At 56.3% G+C, this 21903-nt stretch carries 22 protein-coding genes, 1 pseudogene and 1 CRISPR repeat array; of the genes and pseudogenes, 20 read left to right on the top strand and 3 right to left on the bottom strand.

Going from position 1 to position 21903, the window contains the following annotated elements; all coding sequences use genetic code 11:
* The first annotated feature begins 31 nt into the window (after positions 1–31).
* The 8 genes from ACGHUK_RS12480 (at position 32) to ACGHUK_RS12445 (ending at position 7520) form a co-directional block, all read left to right on the top strand.
* Positions 32–889 carry an aldose 1-epimerase gene (locus ACGHUK_RS12480; protein ID WP_390574454.1) on the top strand — a complete coding sequence of 286 codons (858 nt, stop codon included), beginning with the start codon at positions 32–34 and terminating at the stop codon, positions 887–889.
* Between the two features lie 276 nt (positions 890–1165).
* Positions 1166–3055 carry a BglG family transcription antiterminator gene (locus ACGHUK_RS12475; protein WP_390574453.1) on the top strand — a complete coding sequence of 630 codons (1890 nt, stop codon included), beginning with the start codon at positions 1166–1168 and terminating at the stop codon, positions 3053–3055.
* Position 3056: 1 nt separating this feature from the next.
* Entirely contained in the window at positions 3057–3413 is a 357-nt protein-coding gene (locus tag ACGHUK_RS12470) for a PTS lactose/cellobiose transporter subunit IIA (protein ID WP_097774443.1), read from the top strand.
* Positions 3410–3715, top strand: a complete 306-nt coding sequence (locus ACGHUK_RS12465) for a PTS sugar transporter subunit IIB (RefSeq protein WP_097781284.1) — start codon at positions 3410–3412, stop codon at positions 3713–3715. The genes ACGHUK_RS12470 and ACGHUK_RS12465 overlap by 4 nt, the downstream gene beginning before the upstream one ends.
* Positions 3716–3722: 7 nt before the next feature.
* Positions 3723–5021, top strand: a complete 1299-nt coding sequence (locus ACGHUK_RS12460; RefSeq protein WP_390574452.1) for a PTS sugar transporter subunit IIC — start codon at positions 3723–3725, stop codon at positions 5019–5021.
* A gap of 15 nt (positions 5022–5036) precedes the next feature.
* Positions 5037–6551 (top strand): glycoside hydrolase family 1 protein, encoded by a 1515-nt coding sequence (locus ACGHUK_RS12455; protein WP_097774445.1) that lies wholly within the window; start codon positions 5037–5039, stop codon positions 6549–6551.
* Positions 6552–6766: 215 nt separating this feature from the next.
* Positions 6767–7285 (top strand): hypothetical protein, encoded by a 519-nt coding sequence (locus ACGHUK_RS12450; protein WP_390574451.1) that lies wholly within the window; start codon positions 6767–6769, stop codon positions 7283–7285.
* A gap of 10 nt (positions 7286–7295) precedes the next feature.
* Positions 7296–7520 (top strand): hypothetical protein, encoded by a 225-nt coding sequence (locus tag ACGHUK_RS12445; protein WP_143405585.1) that lies wholly within the window; start codon positions 7296–7298, stop codon positions 7518–7520.
* A gap of 211 nt (positions 7521–7731) precedes the next feature.
* Here ACGHUK_RS12445 and ACGHUK_RS12440 read toward each other — a convergent pair whose 3' ends face one another.
* Together ACGHUK_RS12440 and ACGHUK_RS12435 are read right to left on the bottom strand one after the other, a co-directional pair.
* Positions 7732–8403 (bottom strand): hypothetical protein, encoded by a 672-nt coding sequence (locus tag ACGHUK_RS12440; RefSeq protein ID WP_371292456.1) that lies wholly within the window; start codon positions 8401–8403, stop codon positions 7732–7734.
* A gap of 308 nt (positions 8404–8711) precedes the next feature.
* Positions 8712–9347 (bottom strand): RpiB/LacA/LacB family sugar-phosphate isomerase, encoded by a 636-nt coding sequence (locus ACGHUK_RS12435; protein WP_120079840.1) that lies wholly within the window; start codon positions 9345–9347, stop codon positions 8712–8714.
* 355 nt (positions 9348–9702) lie between these two features.
* Here ACGHUK_RS12435 and ACGHUK_RS12430 point away from each other — a divergent pair, with 355 nt between their 5' ends.
* The 12 genes and pseudogenes from ACGHUK_RS12430 to ACGHUK_RS12375 all read left to right on the top strand — a co-directional run bounded on the left by ACGHUK_RS12430 (position 9703) and on the right by ACGHUK_RS12375 (position 20620).
* Positions 9703–10434, top strand: a complete 732-nt coding sequence (locus tag ACGHUK_RS12430; protein ID WP_349935551.1) for a FadR/GntR family transcriptional regulator — start codon at positions 9703–9705, stop codon at positions 10432–10434.
* 95 nt (positions 10435–10529) lie between these two features.
* Complete coding sequence (gene fsa / locus ACGHUK_RS12425) at positions 10530–11189, top strand: fructose-6-phosphate aldolase (RefSeq protein WP_120079850.1); 660 nt, start codon at positions 10530–10532, stop codon at positions 11187–11189.
* A 606-nt stretch (positions 11190–11795) separates the two neighbouring features.
* Positions 11796–14516: a CRISPR-associated helicase Cas3' gene (cas3, locus tag ACGHUK_RS12420; RefSeq protein WP_349935550.1), complete on the top strand. Its 2721-nt coding sequence runs from the start codon at positions 11796–11798 to the stop codon at positions 14514–14516.
* On the top strand, positions 14497–16110 hold the full coding sequence (gene casA, locus ACGHUK_RS12415; RefSeq protein WP_349935549.1) for a type I-E CRISPR-associated protein Cse1/CasA: 1614 nt from the start codon (positions 14497–14499) through the stop codon (positions 16108–16110). Before cas3 ends, casA begins: the two co-directional genes overlap by 20 nt.
* Positions 16111–16122: 12 nt before the next feature.
* Positions 16123–16737 carry a type I-E CRISPR-associated protein Cse2/CasB gene (casB, locus tag ACGHUK_RS12410; RefSeq protein ID WP_390574450.1) on the top strand — a complete coding sequence of 205 codons (615 nt, stop codon included), beginning with the start codon at positions 16123–16125 and terminating at the stop codon, positions 16735–16737.
* 2 nt (positions 16738–16739) lie between these two features.
* On the top strand, positions 16740–17798 hold the full coding sequence (gene cas7e, locus ACGHUK_RS12405) for a type I-E CRISPR-associated protein Cas7/Cse4/CasC (RefSeq protein ID WP_390574449.1): 1059 nt from the start codon (positions 16740–16742) through the stop codon (positions 17796–17798).
* Positions 17798–18460 carry a type I-E CRISPR-associated protein Cas5/CasD gene (gene cas5e / locus ACGHUK_RS12400; protein ID WP_291015588.1) on the top strand — a complete coding sequence of 221 codons (663 nt, stop codon included), beginning with the start codon at positions 17798–17800 and terminating at the stop codon, positions 18458–18460. The genes cas7e and cas5e overlap by 1 nt, the downstream gene beginning before the upstream one ends.
* A 15-nt stretch (positions 18461–18475) precedes the next feature.
* A complete protein-coding gene (gene cas6e, locus ACGHUK_RS12395; RefSeq protein WP_390574448.1) occupies positions 18476–19108 on the top strand; it encodes a type I-E CRISPR-associated protein Cas6/Cse3/CasE in 633 nt (210 codons plus the stop codon).
* Position 19109: 1 nt separating this feature from the next.
* Positions 19110–19709, top strand: a complete 600-nt coding sequence (locus tag ACGHUK_RS12390) for a CRISPR-associated endonuclease Cas1 (protein WP_390574447.1) — start codon at positions 19110–19112, stop codon at positions 19707–19709.
* Positions 19706–20059 (top strand): hypothetical protein, encoded by a 354-nt coding sequence (locus tag ACGHUK_RS12385; RefSeq protein ID WP_390574446.1) that lies wholly within the window; start codon positions 19706–19708, stop codon positions 20057–20059. Before ACGHUK_RS12390 ends, ACGHUK_RS12385 begins: the two co-directional genes overlap by 4 nt.
* A gap of 8 nt (positions 20060–20067) precedes the next feature.
* Positions 20068–20127: pseudogene (locus ACGHUK_RS12380) on the top strand (hypothetical protein); the annotation flags it as partial.
* 43 nt (positions 20128–20170) lie between these two features.
* Positions 20171–20620, top strand: coding sequence for a PolC-type DNA polymerase III (locus ACGHUK_RS12375; protein ID WP_390575814.1), 450 nt, complete (start codon positions 20171–20173; stop codon positions 20618–20620).
* Between the two features lie 35 nt (positions 20621–20655).
* A CRISPR array of direct repeats spans positions 20656–20988; the repeat unit is 28 nt; unit sequence CTTTTCCCCGCATACGCGGGGGTGATCC.
* A gap of 392 nt (positions 20989–21380) precedes the next feature.
* Here ACGHUK_RS12375 and ACGHUK_RS12370 read toward each other — a convergent pair.
* Positions 21381–21869 carry a LytTR family DNA-binding domain-containing protein gene (locus tag ACGHUK_RS12370; protein ID WP_005942598.1) on the bottom strand — a complete coding sequence of 163 codons (489 nt, stop codon included), beginning with the start codon at positions 21867–21869 and terminating at the stop codon, positions 21381–21383.
* Positions 21870–21903 lie beyond the last annotated feature (34 nt).

Genomic DNA, 21903 nt, shown 5'->3' with positions numbered 1-21903 from the left:
GCCGTTTTTTGTTTGCTGGAAAGGAGCAGATATGGTTTCTTCTTCTGTGGTACGTCTGGCAGGCTTTGGATGGCAGGCGGAAGTTCTGCCCGCCTATGGCATGAATCTGATCCGCCTTGCCCGCAGCGGCAGCGAGCTGCTGCGCACACCGGAAGGAGAGACGCAGCTCCGGCGGGAACCGCAGGTGTACGGGATGCCGCTGCTGCTGCCGCCCAACCGGACAGCCGGAGGAGCCTTCACCTTTCAGGGCACCACGTATCATCTGCCCATCAATGAGCCGGTGTACGGCAACCACATCCACGGCAGTCTGGCCCGGATGCCGTTCCGGGTGACCGAACAGACCGCGACCAGCGTGACCGGCTTTTACGAGAACCGGGGGGAGCGCTACCCGTTCCCCTTTGCCATCACGGTGACCCACTGCCTGACGGAGACGGGCACACAGCACCTGTTCACCCTCTGCAACACGGGCCCCAAAACCATGCCGCTGGCGTTCGGCCTGCACATTGCATTCCGCGCAAAGCCGTTTTTTGCGGTGCCCATCGGGCAGCGGTGGGAGGTGGACGAGCGGTACATCCCCACCGGCAGGCTGCTGCCGCTGACCAGCGAAGAAACGGCCTACCGGGATGGCAGCGATGCCTGCAGCGGAAAATTGATCCGTGGGTTTTATACCGCAGCCGGGCACACCGCCCGGATCGGTGGCCTTTGCATGAACGCGGCGGAGCCCTTCAATCAGTGGGTGCTGTGGAATGGCGACGGCACGCAGGATTTTATCTGCATAGAGCCCATGAGCGGTGCGGTGAACGCCCTGAACTCCGGTGTGGGGCTGGTACAGCTGCAGCCGGGGGAAGCAAAGACCTACACCGTCCGGCTGTACCCCTGGCTGCCGTAACGGCGCAAAAGAAAAATTGACAGCCTGAAAATAAATCAAGCCCTTTGGCCTCTGTAACGGAAGCCGGAGGGCTTGATTTGTTTTCAGAAAAGAGATATGGATAGAATGCACAATCGCAGGAAATGGAAATTGTGAAAAACGCAGATTGTTTCCGATTTCGAGAAATGTTTTTCTTTTACAAGCTGGAAATAGAGGTTCTGGAGTTTTCGGATAGAACATGGTACAGTAAAGCCACAGGAAAACGTGAGAATCTGAAACGAAAGGAGAAACGATAAAATGCTGGGCGAGCGGCTCACAACGCTTTTAAGCCTGATATCGCAGGACGAATATAAAACGGTGGATGAATTCGCGCAAAAGATGAGCCTGAGCACAAAAACCGTGCGGGGGCTGCTGCAGGAACTGAACGAGCAGCTGCAGACCCACGGTGCGGAGGTCCTGCACGAGCGGGGAAAAGGCTACCGCTTGAAAGTGCAGGACCTGGATAAGTTCCAGACCATCTTCCTGAAGGCAGATTCCAACATTCCGCAGGATTCCAGAGGCCGGGTGCGGTTCCTGATCGGATATTTCCTGAAGGACGACTGCTACACAAAGGTAGAGACCCTGTGCGAAAAGCTGTATGTAAGCCGCAAAACGCTGACTTCTGATCTGCGGCAGGCAGAGGATTTTTTCAATCGGTTCCAGCTGACACTGGAACGCAAGCCGCACTATGGAATGCGGTTGGTGGGAGATGAGTTCCACAAGAGGCAGTGCCTTTCCGAATATTTACAGGAACGGAACCCTGGCATGGAGCACACAGCACTGGAAGAAAACGCGCAGGAATACGAACTTGCACAGATGCTGGTGGAACTTCTGGAACAGGAAAACTATCACATCACGGATGTGGGGCTGAACAGTCTGGTGGTTCATGTTGCAGTGGCGATCCAGCGCATCCAATCGGGCCAATACATCCAGATGACCGAGGAAGAAAACCAAACGTGGTCTGCAGGCGAAAGCTATGAGCTGGCGCAGAAATGTGCAAAGTGCATTACTGAATTGGCCGGTGTACCTTACCCGGAACAAGAGGTGCGCTACCTGGCGATCCACTTGGCCAGCAAGCAGACGAGCCAGAATTTTGTGATCGACAGCGATGTGCAGGATGCTGTGACAGAAATGCTGGAAGAGATCTACCAGATCTTCCAGATGGACTTCCGGGATGATCTGGAGCTGATTCTTTCGCTCAGCACCCATCTGGTACCGCTGATCATCCGCATCAAGTACGGAATGCGGCTCAAAAATCCGCTGCTGAAGGAGATCCGGCAGCGTTACAGCCTGGCGTACACCATTGCCGTGCAGGCAAGCGCCGTGCTGGAGCGGCGGTACCGCTGCATTCTGGATTCCAACGAGGTCGCCTATCTTGCGCTGACCATCCAGCTTTCACTGGAACGCAAGCGCTCTCACATTGAAAAGAAAAATGTGCTGCTGGTCTGCGCATCGGGCGCCGGTACGGCCCGGCTGATGGCTTACAAGATGCAGAAACAGTTCGGCGACCGCATCGATCAGATCGCCATCTGTGACCAGCGCAGCATTGGCAGGCAGGATTTTTCAAAGATCGACTACGTTTTTACGATGGTGCCCATTCAGGAACCTGTGCCGGTGCCCATCTGTGAGGTGAAGCAGCTCCTGGACGAAAAGCGCAGCGGTGCCATCAAGGGCTTTCTGCGGGAGGAAGCGCATGATATCCTGCAGTATTACCCCCAGCCGCTGTTCTTCCCGGAGCTGGAAGCCCAAACAAAAGAGGAAGCGCTGCAAAAGCTGGTCTTCCAGGTGGAAAAGCTCCACCCGCTGCCAACCGGCTTTTACGAGGCGGTGTGCAAACGGGAGAAGATGGCACATACCTGCATGGGAAACCGTGTGGCAATGCCGCATCCCTGTCAGGTGCTGACCGAGGATACCTTTGTAAGCGTGGCAGTCCTGAAAGCGCCCATCCAGTGGGACGAGCAGCACGAGGTGCAGGCGATTTTTCTGGTGTCGGTATCGCGGCAGAAAAACAAGAAGCTGCAGGATTTTTACGCCACAACGGCACGGCTGCTGCTGGATGAACAGCGTATTGGGCAGCTGATCCAAAAACGAAGCTACCAGACTCTGGCAGAATGCCTTGAGGCTGTGGACAACGAAAGGACGGAATGATATGGACGAGACAAAATACGCAAAAGCCTTTGAACTGATCATGAATGCGGGCAACGCAAAGTCGCTGGCGTTGATGGCGGTGGAATCTGCACGGGAGTTCGACTTTGAGGAAGCGCAAAAGCAGCTCAAGGAATCGCAGCAGGAGTTCCACCTGGCACATCAGGCGCAGTCGGATATGATTCAGGGTGAGGCAAACGGAAACCCGGTGGAGCTGAACATTGTTCTGGTCCACGCACAGGATCACCTGACCATGGCGACCATGGCGCAGGACAACGCACAGGAATTTATAAACCTTTACCGATTGGTGAAGGAATTACAGGATACCGTAAACGAACTTAAAGGAGGAAATGAACAATGAGGATCATGTTGGCTTGCAATGCAGGAATGTCCACCAGCCTGGTAGTGGCAAAGATGCAGGATGCTGCAAAAGCACAGGGCAAGGATTACAAGATCTGGGCTGTGGAGCAGGGCGAGATCCAGAACGAACTGGGCAATTTTGATGTGCTGCTGCTGGGCCCGCAGGTGCGCCACATTCTGCGGCGGGTGACCAAGCTGGTGGGCGACCAGGCTGTGGTGGATGTGATCGATGGCCCTTCTTATGGCCGCTGCGATGGTGCAGCTGTGCTGAAGCAGGCCGAAGATCTGTATGCAGGAAAGTGAGGAAATCATGGCAAAGACAAGCAAGTTTGAAAACACGTTGATGGACATTGCGGACTTTGTGGACAGCAATGTGTATCTGCGCAGCATCAAGGATGCATTCACCGATTATGTTCCGTTTATCATTGCAGGTTCTTTTGGTTCGTTGCTGAATGCGCTGATCGCCAGCCAGACCACCGGCCTGGCAAAGTGGGTTCCAGCCCTCAGCAACCTGGCTCCGGCCTTCACCGCCATGAACTTTGCAGCCGTTTCCTGCATGACCATCCCCATCATCCTGCTCATTGCCATGAACCTGGCAAAGGCAAAAAAGATGCCTCCGTTCATTACGGGTGTGCTGGCGGTGATCTGCTATTTCGCCATGGTGCCCAACACCATCACAGTGACCATTCAGGAAGCGACCGGCAAGGCCAGTGGCCTGAGCGGCGGCGTTCTGGGTGCACAGGGCCTGTTCGTGGGTATGTTGGTGGCTGTGCTCATCACCAACCTGTTCCATTGGCTCACCAGTATTGAAAAGATCAAGATCAAAATGCCGGCATCTGTTCCGGCAGGCATTGCAAACTCCTTTAACATCCTGATTCCGGTATTCGTCATCATCGTGTTCAGCTCTGTTTTTGGCACCCTGTTCCAGCTGGCCACCGGCTCTTATATCAACGAGTTCATCTACGCCGTTGTGCAGGCTCCGCTGTCGGCTGCTGTGCAGAGCACCGCAGGCGTGATCATCATGGCTGTGTTCTGCCAGCTGTTCTGGTTCCTGGGCATCCATGGCGGTCTGGTGGTGGAGCCCATCCGCAGTCCCATCTCCGCTGCCGGTCTGGCCGAAAACATTGCTGCCGTGCAGGCTGGCCTGACTCCTGCCTATCCGTTGACCCGTGGCTTCTGGACGGTGTTTGTTGTTGTGGGCGGCGCTGGCCTGACCCTGAGCCTGATCTTTGCCATCCTGATGTTCTCCAAGCGTGAAGATCACCGTGCCATTGCAAAGCTTTCGCTGCTGCCCGGCATCTGCGGCATTGGCGAGCCGATGGTCTTTGGCCTGCCGCTGGTACTGAACCCTGTGTTCGCCATTCCCTTTATCCTGAACTCCGGCATTGCAGCTGCTATCGGTCTGTTTGCCATTAAGATCGGCTTCATCTCCTGCAGCATCGTGGACGCACCGTTCGGTCTGCCACTGTTCATCAATGCTACCATTTCCTATGGCTGGCATGGTGCCATTGTGCAGCTGGTGATCCTGATCGTGGGCACCCTGACCTACATCCCGTTCGTGCTGATGTCCAACCGCATGGCGGAAAAAGAAGCACAGAAAGAGCAGTAAGCAAAGGAGAACGAAATGGGATTTCCGCAGAATTTTCTCTGGGGCGGTGCCACAGCAGCCAACCAGTATGAGGGTGGCTACGCGGAGGACGGAAAAGGCCTTGCAGTCGCGGATCTTATTACCGATGGCAACAAGGAACAGCCGCGCCGGATCTTCTACCGTTTCCCGGATGGACGTGAGGGAACGATCGGGCTGGGCGAATGCATCCCGGCGGGTGCACAGGGCATCCTGAAGGATGACTATTACTATCCCAGCCATGTGGCCACCGACTTCTACCACCACTACAAAGAAGACATTGCTCTGTTTGCAGAAATGGGTTTCAAGGTGCTGCGGCTCTCCATTTCCTGGACACGAATCTTCCCGAACGGAGACGACCAACAGCCCAACGAGGCAGGCCTTGCATTCTACGATAAAGTGTTTGACGAAATGCTGACTCATGGCATTGAGCCGCTGGTCACCATCCTGCACTTTGATATGCCGGTGCACCTAGCCACGGCCTATGGCGGCTGGGCAAACCGGAAGCTGATCGATTTCTATCTGCGCTATGCCAGCACAGTGTTCCAGCGTTACCGCAATAAGGTCAAATACTGGGTCACCGTGAACGAGGTGAACGTGCTGGGTGGTTACTGGACACTGGGCCTTTCCAACGATGCAGCATCGGAGGCCGGAAGCAAAAAATCGTATAATCAGGGCGAAACGCCGGATGCAGAGGCAGGGCTGAAATTCCAGGCACTGCATCATTTGATGGTAGCTTCGGCATTGGCAAACAAAGCGGCAAAGATCATCAACCCGGATTTCCAGATGGGCGCGATGCTGGCGCTGTCCGGCATTTATCCGGCCACCTGCCACCCGGAAGATGTGTTTGGAGCCTATGCGTTCCGGCGCAAGGCGCTGCTGTTTTCGGATGTATTGTTCCATGGTGAGTATCCCAACTATGCACAGTCGATTTTTGACGAATATGGCTTTACGTTAAAAATGGAGCAGGGGGATGCAGAAATTTTAAAAGCGTATCCCTCGGATTTCCTAGCCTTTTCCTATTACCGAACCACCGTGTTTGACCGCTTCTCGGCCAACACCACGACCACCGGCGGCCAGCAAGGCGCGCCCAACCCCTACCTGCAAACCACGGCATGGGGCTGGCCCATCGACCCGGACGGCTTGCGCTATGTGCTGAACGAGCTGTACGACCGTTACCAGAAGCCGCTGTTTATTGTAGAGAACGGCATGGGTGCAAAGGATACGGTCAATGCGGACGGTACCATTGAGGACGACTACCGCATCGACTACCTGCGCGGCCATATCCGTGCCATCAAGGAAGCCATTGAAAAGGACCATGTGCCGGTAATGGGCTATACGCCCTGGGGATGCATTGATATCGTTTCGGCAGGCACCGGCGAAATGGCAAAGCGCTATGGTATGATCTATGTGGATATGGACGACAAAGGCCATGGCACATTGAAGCGTTCCCGTAAAAAATCATTTTACTGGTATCAGCATGTGATTAAAACCAATGGAGAAGAACTGGATTGATTTTGAAGGATCAGCAATTTTGACAGCTATCCGAACTGCAATCAAAAACCTGAGAAGATAAAATCTTTCCAACGAGATAAAACAGTTCAAAAGCAAATCAAGCCCATCGCTTTCTGTAATGGAAGGCCGAGGGGCTTTTTGTGTAGCTTGAAAAATTACGAATGGATGAGTATAATAATAAGGAGAACGACACTTCAGCTTGAAAAGGGGTCTATATGGCAAGGTTTGTACCATTTATCATAAAAACAGACGGCAGTCAGAATATCAGTGTGAAAATCGTGCGCATGAAAAAGTCTGACGCGGTACAGACTGAAAAAGAACCCGTCTGGCAAACAAGCTGGTTGTCAGATTATATTCAGGATGATGCCTTTGAAAAGTATGCCTTAAAGACGAGTGATGGCGAATTAGTTGCGCTGGCTGCATACGAAATATTGGAAAATGACGTGATGGTTCACATTACCTACATTGAGAGCCAGCCGGAAAGCAATCCGACAATTGTCGGGCATTCTAAAAAGTATCAGGGCATTGGCCGGGTGTTGATTGCGTACGGAATCAAGCTGTCGATTGACCATGAATGCGGCGGGACGGTCACGTTCGAGGCAAAGGTTCCGGAGCTGGCAGAGCATTATGTCCGGGACTATGGAGCTTGTCCATTGCCGAGTTTTGGCGGAGCACCGCGTTATGAACTCTCTGGTGAGGCAGCAATGAACATCTTTGTAACTTACTTGAAATGAGGTGTGTTTGATGAGTGCAAAAGAATATTTTCAGCGTGATGCAGAGCGTGATGCATTTTATCGCACATTTTATCAAATTTGCAGACGCTTTAATGTCACATGGTCAACAGCAACTCCGGAAGTCAGAGCTTTTATTGAAGAAGCTACTCGTGTGACCTATGAGCAGGAAAAGGCAAAGCGGAACGGAGTTTCTCTTAGTACAGTGAAGCCGTTCTTTGGAGATACAGCGTGCTAAAAGAAAAGCACACCGTTGCCGTGAACGCTCTGCAATTTTGGCTGCCGCTCAGGCTGCTATTAAAAACCCGAGAGCATAAGGACCTTATAGCGAATTATCGTTAAAAATCAAGCGTAAAATAAGGCTCACCGTCAATTTTGGCGGTGGGCTTTATTTGTTCGCTCATGTATGAGATGAATTGCGTTTAACATAGAGCTGCTTCCCAGAAGCATCACAGATACACCTCCACAGTCAGGTCGGTCCACGCTGCACGGCGGAACTGGTGGGGCATCTTGTTGGCTTCCCGGTAACGCTTGGCGGTTTCAAAGTCGATGGTGAAGGTAAGGATGGGCTTTTCCGATACAGCCATCAGATCAGTGCGCTCCTCTTTGGACTTCTTGCAGCCGGTGTTCAGCTTCCAGCGGTAGGCGTAATCGGCAAAGGGGGTGACCACTTCAACGAACTGCTCAATCAATTCGGGAGCAAGACGGGCACCGTGCACATCGACCTTCTGAGAGAGAAAATCGTAGATTACTTTCATGTCCGAGGAAACCGTCTGCGGTTCGGGCGCAGGGGAGAGGGCTTTCAGTTCCTGCTCCAAGCGGACAATCTCGTCATCTGCCTGTTTGCAAAGGGCTTGATATTCTTCCCGTGGCAGTTCGCCGTCTGCACGCATGGCAGCGTAGTTCAGCTTGCGTTTTTTGATTTTTTCGATCTGGCCCTGAATCGGTGCAGCAGACATTCGTGTGGCGGCTTTTCCGTTCTGACAGCTTTCAATCATCTTGCAGGCACGAAGGATGGCTTTATTCTGATTGCCCCAGACCTTTTCAAATATCTTCTTCGCCATCAGTTCCAGCTTCCACTCCGGGATGGAAATGGCGTCGCAACTGAGCTGCTGGGTCATGTTGTGCTCCAGAACGAAGGAACGGGTCGGGTTGACGGTTCGCATATTGCACTGGTAGCCAAAGACCGGCGTTCCGTCCTTCAGTTTGCGCCAGTTGAAAATGCGGTATTGCCGGAAAAGTGAACACGACTCATGCGTCGCCGCCTTGCCATGGGCGGCAATGCCGACAAAAAGAAAACCGTCACCGCAAGAGAAGTTTCTCTCGTGCGCTGACGGTTTTTCCGGGACCGGGTCAGACCGACCCCTGTGTGGGAAAATGATAAATAGGGAGGTACTGCCGGAACTTCTTGTCGTGCAGGTGCGGTAAGTTACAGCAGGGTCTTGACGTAAGCGGCCAGTTCCTCGTCCTTGCAGGAGGCGAAGAACAGCTCAGAGAACTTTGCACCGGCCACAGCGCCCTTCAGCAGATCCTGATCGATGCTCTTCAGGCACTCGATCAGGGGCTTGAAGGTGGCAGCGCGCACGCCGTCCAGGATCTTCTTGTTGCGCTGCTCGGGCACAACGCGCTCCTTGGGGTAGCCCTGACCGTGGCCGAAGCCAAACAGCTTCTCAAAGCAGTACGCGAGATTCAGCTCGCCGCCCCAGCCGAAGCCCTTGGCAAAGGGCATGGCAACGGCGTTGCCGTCGTTGACATGGGCAAAGGTGTAGGCGTCCACGGGATCCTCCACATGGCCGCAGATGACGCCGGGGAAGCTGTTCAGTGCCAGCATTGCACCCTCGCCGGTGCCGCAGCCGGTAACGACGTAGTCCGCAGCGCCGCTGTTCAGCAGGATGGCAGCCAGAATGCCGCACTGCACATAGGTCAGCTGTGCAGCGTCATCGGCGGCGTACATGCCGTAGTTGACCACCTCGTGGCCCATGGGCTCCACCACCTTCTTCAGGGCGGCTTCGATGATGCCATTTTTGGCGGCCTGACTGTTTTCGTTGATAAGCGCGATCTTCATAACGATATCTCCTTTATGCAGACTATTCATGACAGTGTTTTTGATTGTATGATGTCCTACAATCCATCTTGCCTTTATCATACACACTGCGCATGGAAATGTCAACAGGTATTTTCAAACTATGAAAGAATTTTCGTGTTTCATTCACAAATTTCAGGTGGAATACGGCAATTAAAGCTCTTTGCTCAAAAAACAACCGGTTTTTTCAAAAAGTGTTTGACATCATACAATAGACCGCGCTATAATTGTTCTAAGAAAGACAGGAGCGCAGCTTTGCACATCCCTGCTACGGGGGCTGTTTTTGTACCAAAAAATATCCTATTGCGTATTATTAAAGAGGAGGAGGCTGGTCCTTATGGCAGAACCGGCAACAGAACTGAACAGTCTGAAGCGGGTGTCTATCGTGCAGCAGGTGGAGCAGGTCATTGCAGACCGTATTGTGGACGGTACCTATGCAGTGGATACCAAGCTCCCTGCGGAGATGACCCTGAGCAAGCAGCTGGGAGTGGGTCGCGGCACCGTGCGGGAAGCATTCCGCTTGTTGGAGGCAAAGGGGCTTGTGGAGATCCGCCCCGGGCGCGGAGCCTTTGTGGCAAGTGATAAGGAGGCGGGCACAGAGCAGACAGTGCAGTGGTTCAGAGCCAACGAAATGGAGCTTTTGGATTGCGTGCAGGTGCGCAACGCACTGGAGCCGCTGGCTGCCCGCCTGATGGCAGAGCGCAGCCAGCCCGAGGATCTGTTGGAACTGCAACACATCCATCAAAAATTTGTCGAAGCAGTGGAAAAACAGGATGCTGCCACCATTGCAAAGTATGACGAAAAATTCCACACCAGCATCGTCAAAGCCAGTCGGAACCAACTGTTGATCAAGATCAACCATCAGACCTGTGAGCGCATTAAAAACTTCCGGCAGCGCACCTTCCAGCACAACCAGAACGCCTTGAACGCCATTATGCCCCACGCCAAAATTCTGGCGGCTCTGCAGGCAGGGGATGCTGATGCCGCCGAGCATTATATGCACAGCCATCTGGAGCTGGTGGCACAGGATCTGATCAGCATGACCAGGGACGGAAACGTCTCCTTATAAGAGGAAAAAAGGGCACAGCCCGTAAAAAAAGCATACGCAGGCACCTGCAGGGCGCTGCTGAAGTGAGCGTCTGCTGAAAAAAGGGGAATACAGGTATGAAATTCTACATTGATACGGCCAACGTGGACGAGATCCGCAAAGCAAACGATATGGGCATCATTGCCGGTGTCACCACCAACCCCAGCCTGATCGCCAAGGAAGGCCGTGATTACGCCGAGACCCTGAAGGAAATCACCTCCATTGTGGATGGCCCCATCTCCGGCGAGGTCAAGGCCACTACGCTGGACGCTGCAGGGATGATCGAGGAAGGCCGTGCTATCTACGCACTGGATCCTGCGCACATGGTAGTGAAGATTCCCATGACGGCAGAGGGTCTGAAGGCCATCAAGGTGCTGAGCAGCGAGGGCATTCCCACCAACTGCACCCTGATCTTCAGCGCAAATCAGGCGCTGCTGGCTGCCCGTGCCGGTGCTGCCTATGTCAGCCCCTTTCTGGGGCGTCTGGACGATATCGGCCAGCCCGGCATCGACCTGATTCAGACCATTGCAGAGATGTTCGGCAATTACCCCGACATCCATACCGAGATCATCGCTGCCTCGGTGCGCAATCCTATCCACATCACGGACTGCGCACTGGCCGGTGCACACATTGCCACCGTGCCATATAAGGTGCTGGAGCAGATGATCCACCACCCTCTGACTGATGCCGGCATTGAAAAGTTCCAGAAGGACTACGTTGCCGTCTTTGGTAAATAAGTGTGTTCCTGCGGCTGGTGCGTCCCGTAGCGCCGGTACAGGTTCCTGCAAAAAGAGTTGCCGCGCCGGTTTTTCCGGTGCGGCAGCTTTTTTGCATAGAAAGGATAAGATTTTGCAATACGGAGTCACGATCGAACAGGAAATATTTCTGGAGTAGGATTTGCGCGAAGATAAAAACGTATTATCATTCTTCCCCAACGCTCTGTAATTTTGGCACCCGCTCAGGCTGCTATCAAAAATCCCCGCAAGTGATTGCGTGAGCGCTTGAAAAAGCACCAATAAAATAAACGAACCGCCCCGGTTTCCGCAATGGAAGCCGGGGCGGTTTTTTATACAAAAAAGAAATCGTTTTTTTTGTAGCTTTGATGAATTGGCGCAGAGTCATTGACAGCAGAAGGGCAGAAGCGTATCTTTGAAACAGAAAACGGAACCGGGCTATAAATAGCAGGTTTCTTTACCTTGCGAGGACACTTTCGTTTTGATGAGGCACGACCCGGTGTGCCGCTTTTTTCATTTGCGGAGATAAAATACAAAAAGTACGGATTATAGTACACATTATCTGTTATGCTCGGTACATGGAAGGCACACACCGGAAAAGGAGCAAAAATGCGAAGGACGTTGAATAAAACAAGGTTTTTGGCCGGTAAAACGGACCCAGAAAATACCAGCCTGTGGCTGCCGCTCTGGATGCATCTGTGGGATACGGCGGGCATCATGGAGCGGCTAGTCCGGCAGTGGCTCCCCGAAAGCGTAAAACGGGCCATGGGCTTTGAGTGCGAGGAAGCGTTGCTCGCGCATGCCCGGTTTTTGGGTGGAATCCATGATATAGGCAAGGCTACGGTAGCCTTTCAGGCAAATATCCTGCGCACCCTGCCGGAGGCGCGGCAGCGGCTGGAAACGTTGACGCCGCTGGACTGTCCTGAACAGAACCGCCGGGAGTCGCCGCATGCCCGGGCGGGCGAGGCAGTCCTGCTGTGGGATGACTGCCCCGGCGGGATCGCCTCCATTGTGGGGGCGCACCACGGCAAGCCACAGAGCTGCGCGGCGGTCGATGATCAGTTAGAGGGTTGGGAGAGCAACTACTACCCCAAGGGACAGAAAAAGGTCTGGGAGGACTTCTGGACAGAATTGCTCATGACTGTTTTGCAGGACTGTGGCTTTGACGACACAGCGGAGTTGGATGATCTGAATCCGCAGGAGGAAGTGCTTCTGACCGGACTTCTGATCATGGCAGACTGGATCGCCAGCAATACGGAATACTTTCCCCTGATCCCGGTAGAGGAGTTGGGCAGCATGGAGGATTACCCGGCGCGGGTGGACAGGGCTTGGGAAAAGCTGGCGCTGCCCTTCCCGTGGGAGGCACAGCCGGGCATCGCAGACCCGCAGGAGTTTGCGGTGCGGTTCGGCTTTGCGCCCAATGCGGTGCAGAGGGCTGTTCTGGAGGCTGTGGATACCGCAGCGGAACCGGGCATCCTGATTTTGGAAGCACAGATGGGCGTGGGTAAAACCGAGGCGGCGCTGGCCGCTGCGGAGGTCATGGCCAGCCGGTTCGGGCTGGGTGGTGTCTTTTTCGGACTGCCCACACAGGCCACGGCAAACGGCATCTTTCCCCGGCTGCTTGGCTGGGCAGACACACAGTCTGAGGAGACGCTGCCGCAGGCTATAAAGCTGGCACACGGCATGGCAGAACTGAACGAGTGCTATCTGCGGCTGCAGGGGCGCGGAGTGCAGTTGGAGGAGGACGCGCAGGAAGCGCATCAGGTGCAGGTACACCAGTGGTTTCGGGGAAACAAGCAGGCACTGCTGGCAAACTTTGTGATTGGCACAGTGGATCAGTTGCTGCTGGCGGCACTTGCCCAGAAGCACGTTATGCTGCGGCATCTGGGGCTTGCGGGCAAGGTGGTCATTATTGACGAGTGCCACGCCTACGATACCTACATGAACTGCTATCTGGACCGCGCACTGGAATGGCTGGGTTGGTACAAGGTGCCGGTCATCCTGCTGTCAGCCACCCTGCCTGCCCGGCGGCGCGCGGAACTGGTCGAGGCTTACCAGCAGAAAAAGGCTGTCCCGGACGCCCCATGGAAAACCAGCTGCGGCTATCCGCTGCTGACATGGACGGACGGCGCAGAGGTAAAGCAGACGGCCATCCCACCAGACGCACCCGGTAAAACGGTGCAGCTGACCACGCTCACAGAGCCGGAGTTGCCCGCGCTGCTGCGCCGGAAGCTGGCAGAGGGCGGCTGCGCGGGAGTGATCGTCAACACGGTCAAAAAAGCGCAGAAGATCGCGCAGCTGCTGCGGGAAAGCCTGCCGGACAAAGAGGTGCAGCTGTTCCATGCGCAGTTCCTGATGCCGGACCGCGCAGCGCGGGAAAACCAGCTGATGGCACGCATTGGCAAGGGCTCTGCACCGGAGCGCCGGAACGACCTGATCGTGGTGGGCACGCAGGTGATGGAGCAGTCGCTGGACATTGATCTGGATGTTCTTGTTACAGAGCTTTGCCCCATGGATCTGCTGTTGCAGCGCATCGGACGGTTGCACCGTCACCGCCGCAGCCGCCCCGCCCCATTACAGCAGGCCTGCTGCGCGGTGCTGGACACCGGGGAAGATGCCTTTGATGCGGGCAGCGAGGCGGTATATGGACAGTGGTTGCTCTGGCGCACCCGGAAGTTTCTGCCCCGGAGCATCCGGCTGCCGGAGGAAATCTCTCCGCTGGTGCAGCAGGTCTACGGCTGGGAGCGGGAAGCTCCCGGTGGAGCGCAGGGGGAGGAAATGCGCTGCGTATATGAGCAGACGCAGGAGAAAAAGAAAGCGCGCGCCGAGGCGTACCTTGTGCCGCAGCCGGAAACGCACCGGCTGGCGCAGTTGAATACGCTGGACGACTGGATGCAGAACGAGGGTGCCCGCTCCGACCCGGCGGCGCGGGCAGCAGTGCGGGACGGCGACCCCTCGGTAGAGGTGCTTGTAATGCAGTGTCGGGCAGACGGCAGCATCCACTTTCTGCCGTGGCAGGAGGGTGGCAGCGCCGTAGCTGCTGACAGCCCGCCCCCGCCGGAAACGGCACTGAAGATTGCCCGGCAGAAGCTGCGGCTCCCGGCGGTGTTCGGCAAAGCGTGGAAGGTGGATAGGGTCATCCGGGAGTTGGAAGCGGATAACCGCAGCCGCCTTGCGGCGTGGCAGCTGTCGCCGCTGCTGCACGGAGAACTGATCCTGCTGCTGGATGAAAACCTGACTGCCCGGCTTGCGGGCATGGAACTTTGTTATGACCGTGAAAACGGCTTATATTACCAAAAGGAGGAAACGGATGAAGGAAATCGAATTTAACCTGTTGACGGAGCCGTGGGTCCGGGTTCGTCGGCCAGACAATACGGTGCAGGAAGTTTCTTTGACGGACGCACTGCTCCATGCGCAGGATTATGTGGATCTGGCAGGCGAAATGCCCACGCAGGATGCCGCCGTGCTGCGGCTGTTGCTGGCGGTGCTGTTCACCGTGTTCTCCCGGGTGGATGCAAAGGGGAAACCCCAACCGCTGGCACAGAGCGATGATGCACTGGAGCGCTGGAGCGAGCTGTGGCAGCTTGGGCATTTCCCGGCAGAGCCTGTCCGGGACTACCTGGAGCAGTGGAAGGACCGCTTCTGGCTGTTCCACCCGACACACCCCTTCTGGCAGGTGCCGCAGGCAAAGATCGGCACGGAATACGGCGCGGCCAAACTCAACGGTGAAATGTCGGAAAGCAGCAATAAACTCCGGCTCTTTCCACTGTATGCGGGGCAGAGCAAGGAGCAGCTGAGCTATCCGCAGGCGGCGCGGTGGCTGCTGTGCGTGAACGGCTATGATGACACCTCCGCGAAGCCAAAAGGAAAGGGACTTCCGTCAGTAGGAGCCGGGTGGCTGGGCAAAATCGGTTTTATTCAGGCACAGGGCGATAATCTGTACGAGACCCTGATGCTGAACCTGACGCTGCTGCGCGACAGCCGGGAATGCTGGGGCGAAAGCAAGCCCTGTTGGGAATTGGAAGCACCAAAGAGCGCGGAACGGACAGAAATTTGCTGCCCGGACAACCCGGCACAGCTGCTCACCCTGCAATCCAGAAGGCTGTTGCTGCACAGGACAGGGGAGAATGTGGATGGGTTCTGTCTGCTGGGAGGAGATTTCTTCCCCAGAGAAAACGTCTTTGCCGAACAGATGACCATCTGGCGCACGATGCCAATCAAGAAAAATGAACCGGTGGTGTTTGTGCCCTGTCGTCATGACCCGGCTAAACAATTCTGGCGGGAGTTCCCGGCTGTCTTTTGTCAGGACAGTGGGCATCGCCCGGGCGTTGTATGCTGGATCGAAAAGTTGCAGGAAAAGAGATTGAAACTTCTGGATCCCCGCAGAAAGGTACATTTCCGCATCTCCGGTGTCCAATATGGCGATAAGGACTTCTTTGTAAATGATTCTTTCAGCGACAGCCTGACCTTTCAGGCAGGGATTCTGGATGAGATAGGGCGTCCATGGCGGAGTCGGATCGTCAGAGAAATCGAGCGCTGTGAACAGACAGCGGCGCTGGTCGGACATTTTGCGCAGGAACTGGCAATTGCCGCCGGTGACCGGAATGAAAATGCAGGCGGCGCGGTTCGTGCACAATTCTACTTTGCAGTGGATCAGCCTTTTCGGCAGTGGCTGCAGGCGATCGACCCGGAGCAGGACGACCCGGATGAGGCAGCGCTGCGCTGGCAGGCGCAGGCGCGAAACATCGCGGAAAAGCTTGGAAAACAGATGGTGATGGAGGCCGGAAATGCCGCCCTGAAGGGACACCGCATTGTGGTGGATAAGGATAAAAAGACCGAGCGCACCATCCTGTATACCTCGCCAAAGGCCTATAATCGTTTCCGCACAAGGCTTTGGGAGATCTATCCCAAAACAGAACCATAAAGGGAGAATTGTATGAAAACACAGGACGTCAAACTATATGCGGCGCAGCAGTTGCACAGGCTTCAGGCTCTGCCGGACAACCAGCGGCGGGCAGAACTGGCAAAGCTGCGTCGGGGCATCGGCCACGTACCCGGAGAGCTGCCGGAACTGTGGGGAAGCTTTTTGCTGGAAATGCCGGAAAGCTTTCAGGGCCGCAGTGCTCCCTCGGCGGCAGAGTGGGCGGTCTACCTCGCCCTGACCCTGTATGCTATGCATCAGCAGGGGAACGACCGCCTTATGAACTGCCCTGGCAACACACTGGGGCGTGCGGTGCGGCAGCTGGCAGAGCGGAACAGTGCCGGACAGGACTGGACCGAGGCCAGTGTGCTCCGGCGGTTCAATGCGCTGGCCACCGCAGAAGAAATTACCGAGATCAGCTACCATCTGCGGGGCATGATCCAGCTGCTGAGCGCGGCAAAGGATGGCGGCATCCCGCTGGACTATCCGCAGCTTGCGGCAGACCTGTATGAATTGCAATGCACCGACCCGCGATATGCGCAGGCCCCCGCCAATGTTCGTCTACGGTGGGGACAGGACCTGTACCGCGACCCGAAGCCTGCACCGGATGAGAAAGAAAAGGAAAATTGATCATGAATAAGCGCCTGTATGTTGATTTCCACATTTTGCAGACCGTCCCGCCCAGCTGCATCAACCGGGACGATACCGGCAGCCCAAAAACGGCAGTGTACGGCGGTGTGCTCCGCGCCCGGGTATCCTCGCAGGCATGGAAGCATGCCATGCGCGCAGCCTTTGCGGAGAATGCTCAGCTGGACGTGGGCAAGCGCACTAAAAAGGCCGCAGAACTGGTAAAGAAGCAGATCCTTGCACTGGCCCCGGAACTGGATGCGGACAAGCTGGCAAAAAAAGCGCTGGAGAATGCGGGCATCAAGAGCGACGATAAGGGCACCAAGGCACTGTTCTTCATGAGCGCTGCGCAGGCAAAGGCATTGGCAGAGCTGGTTGTGGAGGGCTCTGCGGATAAAAAGCAGTATCGGGATGCCCTGAAAGCAGCGCCCTCGATGGACATGGCGCTGTTTGGCCGCATGGTGGCAGATGAGCCTTCTCTGAACTATGACGCTGCTGCGCAGGTGGCGCACAGCATCTCCACTCATGCTGTGCAGAACGAGTACGATTACTTTACCGCCGTGGATGACTGTCAAGCAGAGGACAACGCCGGTGCAGGCCATCTGGGCACGGTGGAGTACAACTCCTCCACCCTGTACCGCTATGCCACAGTGAACGTGATGGAGCTGGCCGGGCAGCTGGGTGCAGCGCAGGCCGCGGAAACGGTGCGGGCCTTTGGTGAGGCGTTCCTCTTCTCCATGCCCACCGGCAAGCAGAACACCTTTGCAAACCGCACTCTGCCGGATGCGGTATATGTGACCCTGCGGGAGGATCAGCCGGTGAACCTGTGCGGCGCATTCGAGCGTGCTGTGCCCCGCAGTGCGCAGGGGTATGCCGCGCCTTCCAAGGCGGCACTGGCACAGTATGCGCAGCAGATGTACAGCAGCTTTGCCGAGGCCCCGGCGCAAAGCTTTACCGTGGGCAGCGGGCTGGAGGAACTGGCTCCGGCGCAGACGGCAAAGGCTATGCTGGACGCACTGGAAAAGGCTGTCCGGGATGCACTTGCCGGAAATGAGGTGGGGTAATGGCAACGCTGTTGCTTCGGCTGGCAGCGCCTTTACAGGCGTGGGGCGCGGACTCCAAATTTGAGACCCGCAAGACGGGCCGTGAACCCACCAAGAGCGGCGTGATCGGCCTTTTGGCGGCAGCTCTGGGGCTGCGGCGGGACGAGCGCGAAGCACTGCTCCGATTGACCGGGCTGCGGTTCGGCGTCCGCGTGGAGCGGGAAGGGCAGCTGCTGGTGGACTACCACACGGCAAAGACGCAGGATGAAAAGACCTCTTATGTGACCTACCGCCATTATTTGCAGGACGCCGTGTTTCTGGCCGGTATTGAAAGCGAGGATGCCGCCCTTTTGCAGCAGCTGCAGCAGGCGCTGCTGCACCCGGTGTTTCCGCTGTATCTCGGCCGCCGCTGCTGCCCGCCTACCCTGCCGCTCTGTCTGGGAGTACGCCCGGGCAGCTTGCAGGAGGTGCTGCAAGCGGAACCGCCGCTGTGTCCGGGACGGCAGAGCCGGATCTTATTGGACGCCGACCCGCTGGAGCCGGGCACGGCTCCGCAGCGGGATGTGCCGGTGAGCTTTGACCCGCATCATCGGCAGTACGGCTACCGCTCGGTACGGGAGCTTTGGCAGAAAGTGCCGGACAGCCCGGAGACTACGGAGCACGATCCGTTCCGGGAATTGTAAAAAGGGGGCGAGAGAATGTATTTATCACGGGTAGAACTAGATCCCACCCGCCGCAGCACCATGGCTGCGCTGTCGGCACCGCAAAAACTGCATGGCGCAGTGGAAAGCGCTTTTGCAGGGGAGCGCCGCCGCAGACTGTGGCGGTTGGATCGTCTGGGAGAGCGGTTGTATCTGCTGCTGCTCAGCGAAGATGCGCCAGAGCTGTCCGGCGTGGTGGAGCAGTTTGGCACTGGAGCGGCTGCGGAGACCCGCAGCTACGACCCGCTTTTACAGCGGGTGGAGCCGGGCAGCTGCTGGCAGTTTCGGCTGACCGCAAACCCCACCAAAAGCTGCAAAGACCCCCAAAACCCCGCAGCGCGGGGAACTGTAGCCGCACATTGCACGACACAGTACCAGAAGCAGTGGCTGTTGGAGCGCGCCGCAAAGCACGGCTTTGCCCTGCGGGAGGAGGGATTTACCGTGACCCGGGTGCAGTGGCAGCACTTTGCCAAGCACGGCACCCGGCCGGTGACCCTGTTGGCAGTGACCTATGAGGGCATTTTGCAGGTGACCGATGCAGAGCCGTTCCGGGCACTGCTGTGTCAGGGCATGGGGCGCGGCAAGGCCTATGGCCTTGGACTGATGACCGTTATGCGCGGAGGAAACTGAGATGGACGAGATGCCGGGCATGATCCGGCCGGACCTGCAGGCGCTGCCGCAGGTGAAAGACCGGATGACCTTTCTGTATCTGGAACACTGCACCCTTGGCCGACAGGACGGCGCAATCACCGTTACAGACGAAAAAGGGATCGTTCAGATCCCGGCGGCTGGCATCTCGGTGCTGCTGCTGGGGCCGGGTACACGGGTGACCCACCGTGCCATGGAACTTATGGGTGACACGGGCGTGGGTGCTGTCTGGGTAGGTGAGCACGGTGTGCGGTATTACGCCCATGGCCGTCCCCTGACCACCCACTCGCAACTGTTGCTGCGGCAGGCAGAGCTTGTCAGCAACACCCGCAAGCACCTGGATGTGGTACGCAAGATGTATCAGCTCCGTTTCCCGGACGAAGATATCTCCCGGCTGACGATGCAGCAGCTGCGGGGACGCGAGGGCAGCCGTGTGCGGCAGGTATACCGCAAACTTCCAAGGATACCGGTGTTCCGTGGAGCGGCCGACTGTACCGCCCGGAGGATTTTGCATCGGGAGATGCCGTCAATCAGGCGCTTTCTGCCGGGCACGCCTGTTTGTACGGTCTGGCGCACGCGGTGATCGTGGCATTGGGCTGCGCCCCGGGTCTTGGCTTTGTTCATGTGGGGCACGAGTGCTCCTTTGTGTACGATATTGCCGACCTGTACAAGGCCGAGGTGACCATTCCCATCGCCTTTGAAGTGGCGGCACAGGCTCCGGACGACCTGCCGGCCGTAGTGCGCCGCCGGGTGCGGGATGCCATGGTAGAGCATCATATTTTGGAGCGCATGGTGCACGATATCCGGTATCTGCTCCTGAATGCGGATGAGCGGGAACAGGAGCCGGAAGCTGTTTATCTGTGGGACAACAAAGTGGGCACTGTGGCCAACGGCATCAATTATTTTGAAGAAGAGGGTGATAAAACATCGTAGTTCTCACCATGACGAACTGCCCGCCAAAACTGCGCGGGGATCTGTCCAAATGGTTGTGCGAGATCAACACGGGCGTTTATGTGGGCAATGTGAGCAGCCGCGTCCGATTCCATCATCGAATATGGAGCGCTGCGGGTCCGGGACGGTGTATCGGTGGAGGAGCTGACCATGCTGGTCTGCGTGGAAGAAAACGTTCCGGCAGAGATCACAGCCCTGACAGGACTCAGCGCTGCGGAATTGCAGCAGGGAACAGAACCACGGGAAGCGCTGAATAGCTTTTTGTTGTTTATTGGCAAAGACCCACTGGTGGGACATAATATTGCCTTTGATCTGGAGTTTCTGCGCATGACCTGCAAACGATATGGCTTTCCGGCACCGACCAACCGCCAGATCGACCTTGCACAACTTGCCCGCCGAAACCTTACAAGGATCGCAAATTATAAGCTGGTGACGCTGGCACAGCATTTTCAGCTGGCAGAAAAAGTGGAGCATCGCGCCCTGCCGGACTGCCGTCTGATACAACAGGTTTATTGCAAACTGAAGGAAACAGCGGTACAATAGCAACAGGAGGCACGGTGCTACGGGATCTTTTTAGTCTTTTCCCCGCATACGCGGGGGTGATCCCAACATGCTGGAAGAAATCGAGGACGTAAGCCACTTTTCTCCGCATACGCGGGGGTGATCCCTTGGCTTCCTTAGCTGCGTGGGTGTCTTTCTGCTTTTCCCCGCATACGCGGGGGTGATCCTGGCGTCGTCAAAGTGCCGGGCTATGAGCAGCTCTTTTCCCCGCATACGCGGGGGTGATCCTTTGGGCAAACCGTTTGATCGCTGGCACTAAGACTTTTCCCCGCACATGCGGGGGTGATCCCCACAAACCGGTGTACAGCATGGCGTACACGCCCTTTTCCCCGCATACGCGGGGCTTACAAAAAAGAACCACGGGCGCAACGGAAAGTGAAATGATATTTCTGGAAAGGAGAACTCTGCAATTTTATCGCCCGCCCAGGCTGCGATCAAGAATCCCCGCAAGTAATGGCGTAAGGGCTTGACCCGACACAAATAAAGCATAACAAACACCCCTCGGTTTCCTGCTGCGGAAGCCGAGGGGTGTTTTGCGTATTAAGGGTGGAACGAATGCGCACTGTGATTTTATTCGGCCTTCAGGCGGAGCAAAGTGCCGGACTTTTCAATGCGGTAAAAACCTGCGCTGCCGTCCACGCCGAACTGCAGCTGCAGCTTGAGCGAAGAGTGCGACAGCGCGCGCACCGAAGGCGCGATTCAGTGCACCAGTGCCAGCAGCAGCGGCAGGGTGACGACCAGCTCAGTGGCATCCTGCAGTGCGGCCCAGCACTTCACAGTAGAGCAGCTGGTCCAGATCGATGCGGGAGATGCCGGTCTTGCAGCGCAGGATCAGGCTGCGCTGGTCGGCGCGGCGGCACTCGGCGATCACCGAATCCGTCAGACGGAAAAAGCTGTCCTCCCAGATGGGCTTGAGCTGGTAGAAATAGGCACCCACCACATAGGATTCCACTGCAAACTCGGCGGAAGAAGTGAGAAAGATGATCTTGACGACGTTATCGTACTGCCGGATCTCCTTGGCGGCGGTAATGCCGTTTTCGGCCGGCATGATGACATCCAGAAACAGGATATCGTACCGGGTGCCCTTTTCGATCTCGGCCAGCAGATCCAGCGGGCTGTGAAAGGCTGTGCACTGGATCTGGACACAGCGCTGGGCGCGATATTTTTCCAGCAGGGCAGAGAGCTGGTCCAGAACTGTTTGGTCATCGTCGCAGAAGGCGATCTGGATCATAACGGGTTTAACACATCCTTTGTTCGCGTCAGCC

The organism is Faecalibacterium sp. i25-0019-C1 (assembly GCF_042854225.1).
Taxonomy (GTDB): Bacteria; Bacillota; Clostridia; order Oscillospirales; family Ruminococcaceae; genus Faecalibacterium; species Faecalibacterium taiwanense.
Note: the sequence above shows the minus strand (reverse complement) of the source record. Positions and strands in the feature narration are given on the sequence as shown.